The organism is Acidobacteriota bacterium (genome assembly GCA_034211275.1).
In the GTDB taxonomy this organism is placed as follows: Bacteria; Acidobacteriota; Thermoanaerobaculia; order Multivoradales; family JAHZIX01; genus JAGQSE01.
This window is the reverse complement of the sequence record JAXHTF010000031.1, coordinates 40,049-47,778: the sequence shown is the minus strand read 5'-3', so window position 1 is coordinate 47,778 and position 7,730 is coordinate 40,049. Positions and strand designations below refer to the sequence as shown.

Sequence of the window (7,730 nt, the reverse complement as noted above, 5' to 3'; positions counted from 1 at the left end):
GGCAAGTTGAAGCCCCAGCCCCTCAACGTCGCCGGGGATCTCTACATCGCCGGCGAGTGCCTGTCCAGCGGCTACATGGGCTCGCCGGCGCTCACCGCGTCGAAATTTCTTCCCGATCCGTGGAGCGAGATCCCCGGCGGACGTATGTACCGCACCGGCGACCGCTCACGCTATTGGGCAGACGGCAATCTGGAGTTCCTGGGCCGCCTCGACGCTCAGGTCAAGGTGCGCGGCTACCGCATCGAGCTGGGAGAGATCGCCGCCGCCCTCACCGACCACGAGAGCGTCTGCGACGCCGCGGTCATCGTCCGCGAGGACACTCCGGGGGATCAGCGGCTGGTGGCCTACATGGTGCCGGAGGAGGGGATGGAGGTCTCCGGCGGCGAGCTGCGGCCGTACCTCCAGCAGAAGCTCCCGGACTACATGGTGCCGTCCCGCTACGTCACCCTCGACTCGCTGCCGGTGACCGCCAACGGCAAGCTCGACCGCGAGGCGCTGCCGGAGCCGGAGGGCGACCGGCCGGAGCTGGAGCAGGCCTACGTCGATCCCGAGAGCGAGGTGGAGCAGACCATCGCCGACCTCTGGCAGCAGGTGCTGGGGGTCGACCGGGTGGGGCGCCACGACAATTTCTTCGAGCTCGGCGGCCACAGCCTGCTGCTCACCCAGATCCACCTGGATCTGCAGCAGAAGCATCCCGAGCTGACCCTGGTGGACCTCTTCACCTACCCCACGGTGGCCTCCCTGGCGGAGCACCTGAGCCGCGCCGCCGGCGCCGCCGCGGAGGTGGAGCAGCATTTCGAGCGCGCCCGCGCCCGAGTGCAGAAGAAGACCGTCGATCAGGAGACGGACATCGCCATCGTCGGCATGGCCCTGCGCTATCCCAAGGCGGTGACCCCGGAGGAGTTCTGGGCCAACCTGACGGCGGGGCTCGAATGCATCGAATTCTTCACCCTGGAAGAGGTGCTGGAGGCCGGCGTCGATCCCGAGCTCGCCCGGCATCCGGACTACGTCCGCGCCGAGGGCACCGTCGCCGACGTCGACCGCTTCGACTGGCGTTTCTTCGGCTACGGCAGCAAAGACGAGGTGGAGCTCCTGGACCCGCAGCAGCGCATCTTCATGGAGTGCTGTTGGGAGGCCTTCGAGCGCGCCGGCTACAACCCCTACGACACCGGCTCGGTGGTGGGGGTCTTCGGCGGCGTCAACATCAGCAGCTATCTGTTCAACGCCCTCTACGACTACGACCCCTACAACGTCATGTCGTCCTTCCTCACCCGCATCGGCCTGCTGGTGGGCAACCAGAACGATTACCTGTGCACCCGCGTCGCCTACCACTTCGATTTGAAGGGGCCGGCGTTCACCGTGCAGACGGCGTGCTCCACCGCCACCGTCGCCAGCCACCTGGCGTGTCAGAGCCTGATGCGCGGCGAATGCGACATGGCCCTGGCCGGCGGCGTGCAGATCCGCGTGCCGCAGAATATGGGCTACCTCTACCAGGAGGGCGGCTTCCCGTCGCCGGACGGCCACTGCCGCTCCTTCGACGCCCAGGCCCGGGGCAACGTCCACGGCAACGGCGCCGGGGTGATGCTCTTGAAGCGGCTCTCCGACGCCCAGCGCGACGGCGACCACATCCACGCGGTGATCAAGGGCTCGGCGCTGGCCAACGACGGTTCGGTGAAGGTGGGCTTCACCGCCCCGGGGGTCAGCGGCCAGGCGCGGGCGGCGGCGGAGGCGCTGGCGGTGGCCGGCGTCGGCGCCGACGACATCGGCTATCTGGAGGCCACCGGTACCGCCACCGAGCTCGGTGATCCCATCGAGATCGAGGCTCTGTCCAAGGCCTACACCCTGACCACCGAGCGCCGGGGCTTCCTGCCCATCGGCTCGGTGAAATCGAATATCGGTCACACCGACGCCGCCAGCGGTGTCGCAGCGTTGATCAAGACGGCGCTGGTGCTGGAAAACCACCAGATTCCGCCGAGCCTGCACTATCAGGAGCCCAACCCGCGTATCGACTTCGACTCCAGCCCGTTCTTCGTCAACACCGATTTGCGGGACTTCCCCCGCAATGGAGAGCCGCGGCGAGCCGCGGTGCACACCTATGCCGTGGGCGGCACCAACACCCACTTCGTGCTCGAAGAGCCGCCGGCGCCGGTGCCCGGCGATGCGGGCCGGACCTGGCAGCTGCTGCCGCTGTCGGCGCGCACCAGCACGGCCTTGGGGGCGTTGGGAGAACGCTTCGAGGGCTATCTGGCGGGGCACCCGGAGGTGCCGCTGGCGGATGTGGCCTTCACTCTGCAGACCGGGCGCAAGGCCTGGCCGTTGCGCCGCTGGGTGCTGGCCCGGGACGCCGCGGAGGCGGCGGAGGTACTGAGCACCCTGCCGGAGCATCGCACCGGCGCCGCCTTCGACGCCGGGGACGGTGGCCGCGTGGCCTTGGTCTTCCCCGACCTGGAAAACCTCGACGCCGCCCTGGTGGCGGAGCTCTACGAGGCGGAGCCGAGCTTCCGCAAGGCTCTGGACGAGGCCCTGGCGATCCTCCGGGAGCAAGGCCTGAAGCTCGATCCCGTCTCTTTGCCGGCCTCTCCGGAGCCCGATGCCCGCGCGTTCGCGGCGGCCGTGGCGGCGGTGCAGGTGGCCCTGGGCGAGCTGTGGAGAACCTGGGGGCTGGAACCCAACCGGGTGGTGGGCTGGGGCAGCGGCGAGTTGCCGGCGGCGGTGGCCGCTGGTGCTCTCTCCGCCGCCGAGGCTCTGAATCTGGCGCTGGCCCGCGGCGCGGTGCTGGCGGCGGCGGAGATCGGCGAGGTGATGGAGATCTACGCCTCGGCGGAGCAGACGGTGGGCCTGCTGGCGGAGCTCGACGGCCTGGAGACGGTCTACGAGCTGCCCGAGGGCCCGTGCCGGGTGCGCGGCGCCTCCGCCGCCGTCGACGCTTTGGAGACTCGCTTGGAGGAGCTGGAGGTCGACGCCTTCCGCCTCGGCCCGGCGCCCTTGCCGGCCACCGCCGGGGCGGCGCTGGAAGCCTTCCGCGAGCGCGCCGAAACGGCCGCCGCTGGCGCGGAGGCTCCCCGGGCCCGGCTCTTGCTGGCTTCCCGGGGGAGCGCAGTGGAGGCCGCAGTGGAGGCCGCCGACGTCAAGGCTCCCGGCCTTTGGCTGGCTTCGCTGAAGGCCCCGGCGCGGCCGGCGGCGGCACTGGCGACGGCGTTGCCGGGAACCCTCGCGGCGGTCACCGCCGCTCTCGGCGGGGAAGGCCTGGCGGAGGCGGAAGCCGCTCGACAAGCCTCCGAGAGCTCCGACTCGCCGGCGGCCCAGAGCTTCGAGCTGCTGCCGGCTTTGGCGCCCTCGGCGGGCGAGGGCGGTTCTGAGCTCCCGGCCTCGGCTCGCCTCCTGGCCACCCTCGGCAACCTTTGGCTCGCCGGTGCGCCGGTGAGTTGGCGGGGGCTCTACCAGGACGAGCGCCGGCTGCGGCTACCGCTACCCACCTATCCCTTCGAGCGCGAGCGCATCTGGGCCGAGCCTCAGATGGACCGCCAGACCGCCATGGCGAATCTCTCCCGGGATCCCGGCCAACGCCGGCCGCTGGAGGAGTGGTTCTACGCTCCCTCCTGGAACCGCAGCGAGAGCTCTCCGGCGGTGGAGGAGATCGCCCCCGAGGGCGCCTGGCTGTGCTTCTGCGAGGCGGGAACCCTCGGGGACGAGCTGGGTCAGCGCCTCTCCCGGGCGGGCCGTCGGGTGATCACGGTGCGGGCCAGCGAGAGCTTCGAGGCTCAGGGAGAGGACGCCTACGCGGTGCACCCGCTGCACGAGGCGGACTATCTGCAGCTGCTCTCCGCCCTCGGCGACCTGCCCATCGCCGGTGCGGTCCACGGTTGGGGGCTGGAGACCGCGGCGAGTGCTGACGCCGGAGGCCTGGAAGATCTTCTCGCCGAGGAGCACCAGCGCTCCTTCTGGAGCCAGATGTTCTGGAGCCAGGCGCATCTGGCTCGTGCCTGGGCGGGATCCGGCCGCGGCGAGACCTTGCGGTGTGAATTGATCACCAGCGGTGCCCGGGAAGTGGTGGGGGACGAAGAGTTGGACCCCGCTTTGGCGCTGCCGCTGGCGGCGAGCCTGAGCCTGCCGCGGGAGTATCCGAACCTGCTCTGCCGAGCCATCGACGTGGCCGCTGGGGTTTCCGGCCCTCGCCGGGAGCTGCTGCTCGATCAGTTGACGGCGGAGCTGCTCCATCGTCCGTCGGAGCCGGCGGTGGCCTACCGCGGCCGGCACCGCTGGGTGGAGAGCTTCCAGCAGCTGGCGCCGCCGCCGGAGTCCGCTCCGCTCCCCATCTCCGGCCTGGTGCTGCTGGTGGGCGGTGCCGGACCGTTGGAGCTGGCGGCGGCGGAGTCGCTGGCGGCGCAGCATCGAGATGCCGGTCCGGACGAGAACGATCTCATCTTGGCGGTGGTCGGCGCTTCCGGCCTGCCGCCGCGGGATTCCTGGGAGGAGTGGCGCCGGCAGGCCGGCGACGACGATCCCGCCGCGGCCCGCATCGACCGTCTGCTGGCGCTGGAGGGCGACGGCGTCCGGGTGCTGGCGGAAGCGGTGGATCTCGGTGCTCCGGCCGCCGTGGCCGCCGCCGTAGCGAGGCTGGAGGAGGTCGCTGGGAAGGCCAATAGTGAGGTGCAGGCGGTGATCTACGGAGCGCCGGAGCTGTCTCCGGAGCTCACCCGCACCCTCGGCGAGCTCGATGCCGACTTCCTCGCCTACCGCCTGCGGGGGCGCCTGGAGGCCTTCGAGAGCGTCAGCGCCGCCCTCGCCGACCGCCCGGCGATCCACCTCCTCGCCTCCACCGTTGCGGCGGTGCTCGGCGGCCTGGCGGTGGCGGTGGATTGCGCGGCGGATCTCTACCTCGGTCTAGCGGCCCAGGCGCGCAGTCTGGCCGGTTCCGCCGGCCGCTTCCTATGCGTCGATTGGGACGCCGTGCGCTACGGCCACGAGAGCGCCGAGACCGCTGCCCGGCTTCCCGAGGACGCGGTGAAGAGCGCCGAGGTGCCCCAGGCGCTGGGGCATCTGCTGCGCCTCGCCGCCACCGCCGAGGGCAGCCGGGTGGTGCTCTCCACCACCGACCTGGAGGCTCGCCGCCGGCGTTCCTTCGGGGGCGATGAGGTTGCGGTTGGAGAGGATTCGGAGCTGCGTGCGCGCCCGGAGGACCTGCCCGAGCCCTACACCGCGCCGGAGACCGAGATCCAAAGCCAGGTGGCGGAGATCTGGGCCGAGGTCCTGGGCCTCGACCGGGTGGGGCTGCACGACAACTACTTCGATCTCGGCGGCAACTCGCTGATGGCCACCCAGCTGGTGTCGCGGCTGCGTGGCACCTTCCGGGTCGAGCTGGCGCTGCAGAGCTTCTTCGACGGCGCCACCGTCGCCGACGTCGCCGAGAGCATCGAAGTCGCTCGCTGGACCACCGAAGTGCAGGCCGAGGAGGCCGGCGGCGCGGTGGCGGTGGGGGCCGGGGAGGAGGTCGGCGAGATCTGATGGCCGGAACGACGACGGCGGATTTGGTGCAGCGCCTGCGGCAGGCGGGGGTGGAGCTCAGCCTCGACGGCGAGAGGCTGCGCTACCGCACTCCCGGCGGCCCGCCGCCGGCGGAGCTGCGGGCTGCGCTGGTGCGCCGGAAGAGCGAGATCGCGGCGGAGCTGATGCGCCAGGCAGCCGGCAGCTCGGCGGGGGCGGATCCCGCCCTGGCTCCGCTCCTCACGCCTTTGCGGGTGGGCTCTTTGGAGCTTGCCCACCGCATGGTGCTCTCCCCCATGGAGGTGGACTACAACGATCCCGGCGGTGCGCCCACGGAACGCACCTTCGCCCACTACGCCGAGCGCGCCCGCGGCGGTGCCGCCCTGGTGGTGGTGGAGGCGACCTGCGTCGAGACCCCGGTGGGGCGCCTGTCGCCGGCCCAGCTGCGCCTCGACGACGACAGCGTGCTGCCGGCGCTGGAGCGGCTGGTGACCACGGTGAAAGAAGCCGGGGCAAGCTTCGAGACGAAAATCGCGATCCAGCTCCAGCATGCCGGTCGGCGTACCTCCGCGGCCCTCACCGGCGAGACCCCGGTGGCGCCGTCGGCGACTCCCAACCACCGCGGCGAGACCCCCCGGGAGCTCGGCGAGGAGGGCATCGCCGCCGTTGTCGAGCGCTTCGCCGAGGCCGCCGCCCGGGCGCAGCTGGCGGGCTTCGACGCGGTGGAGATCCACGGTGCCCACGGCTACCTGGTGGCCCAGTTCCTCTCGCCCCTGGCCAACCAGCGGCAGGACCGCTACGGCGGCTCGGTGGAGAACCGGGCCCGCTTCCTGCTGGAGATCGTCGCCGCCATCCGCCGGCGGGTGGGGCGGGACTTTCCCCTCTTCTGCCGGCTCAGCGCTTTCGAGGTGGAGCCCGGCGCCTCGCCGCAGCCGCGTCCCGGCGGCCTGACCCTGGAGGACACGATGGTCACCGCTGGGCTGCTGAAGGACGCCGGCGTGGACGGCCTCGATCTCTCTGCCACCGTCTTCGGCCCACCGCGGGTGCACCCCATGGCCTGGCCCGAGGGCTTCTTGCTGGAGGCGGCGGCGACGGTGCGCCGGGCGGTGGATCTGCCCGTGGGCATCACCTCCCGGGTACCCTTGGCGGCGGCGGCGCGGGCGGTGGAGCGCGGGGAGCTGGACATGGTGCGCCTGGGGCGGGCGCTGCTGGCGGACTCGGCCATTCCCGTCAAGGTTCTCGCCGGCCGCGGAGAAGAGGTGCGGCCTTGCATCTACTGCAATATTTGTCTCGACCCGGCCCATCGCCGGCCCGGCGCGGTGTGTGCCGTCAATCCGCGGTTGGGCCACGAGGCCGAGCTCCCCGATCCGGAGGCGGTCCCGGCCGCCGAGGCTCGAACGGTGATCGTGGTGGGCGGCGGCGCCGCCGGTCTCGAGGCGGCCCGGGTGGCGGCGCTCCGCGGCCACCGCGTGCATCTCTTCGAACGCTCCCCGGAGCTCGGCGGCCAGCTGCGGGTGCCATCCAAGACCGGCGCCGCCGGCGAGACCTGGAAGAGCTTCCTCGATCACCTCGTGGCGCGGGTGGAGGCCTCCACCGTCACCATTCACCGTGGCCGCGAGCTCGACGCCGCCACGCTGGCGGAGCTCGATCCCGACGCGGTGCTGCTGGCCACCGGCGCTGCTCCCCTCCGTCCCGCCTTCGCCGGCGACGCCGTCACCGCCGCGGAGGTTCTCGACGCTGTTGCAGCCGGCTCCTTGCCGTCGGGGCCGGCGGCGGTGGTGGGGGCCGGGCTGGTGGGCTGCGAGACGGCCCTGCGCCTCGCCGAGGCGGGCCTCGCCGTGACTCTGGTGGGGCGGCGCAAGGAGCTCGCCGCCTCGGCGCCGGCGGATCATCGGATGCATCTCGCCTGGGCTTTGAAGGAGCGCGGTGTGACGGTGCTGGCGCCGGCGGAGGCGGTTTCCTGGAGCGCCGCCGAAGGACGGCTGGAGGTGTCCAGCCCCGGGGGCGGGGAAACCGTCGAGGCCGCCACCCTGGTCCTCGCCGCCGGCGCGGAGGCCACCGTGGGTGAGGCTGGCGACAGCGCCGAAGCATGGCTGCGGCGGCTGGCTCCGGACCTGGCGCCAGACCTGGATGGGCCGCTGCCGGAGATCCTCACGGTGGGGGATGCCCGGGCTCCCCGCAACCTGACGGCGACGATCCATGAGGCCTACCGCACCGCGCTTGTTTTATGACCGAGACCACTTGCT

2 protein-coding genes are annotated in these 7,730 nt (G+C 72.0%); both read left to right on the top strand.

Annotation, left to right across the window (positions count from 1 at the left end; translation table 11 throughout):
- Nucleotides 1-6: 6 nt before the first annotated feature.
- The gene (locus tag SX243_07705; GenBank protein MDY7092840.1) at nt 7-5,505 is read left to right on the top strand and encodes a beta-ketoacyl synthase N-terminal-like domain-containing protein; all 5,499 of its coding nucleotides are present in this window, start codon (nt 7-9) and stop codon (nt 5,503-5,505) included.
- The gene (locus SX243_07700) at nt 5,505-7,715 is read left to right on the top strand and encodes an FAD-dependent oxidoreductase (GenBank protein ID MDY7092839.1); all 2,211 of its coding nucleotides are present in this window, start codon (nt 5,505-5,507) and stop codon (nt 7,713-7,715) included. The genes SX243_07705 and SX243_07700 overlap by 1 nt, the downstream gene beginning before the upstream one ends.
- Nucleotides 7,716-7,730: the final 15 nt, after the last annotated feature.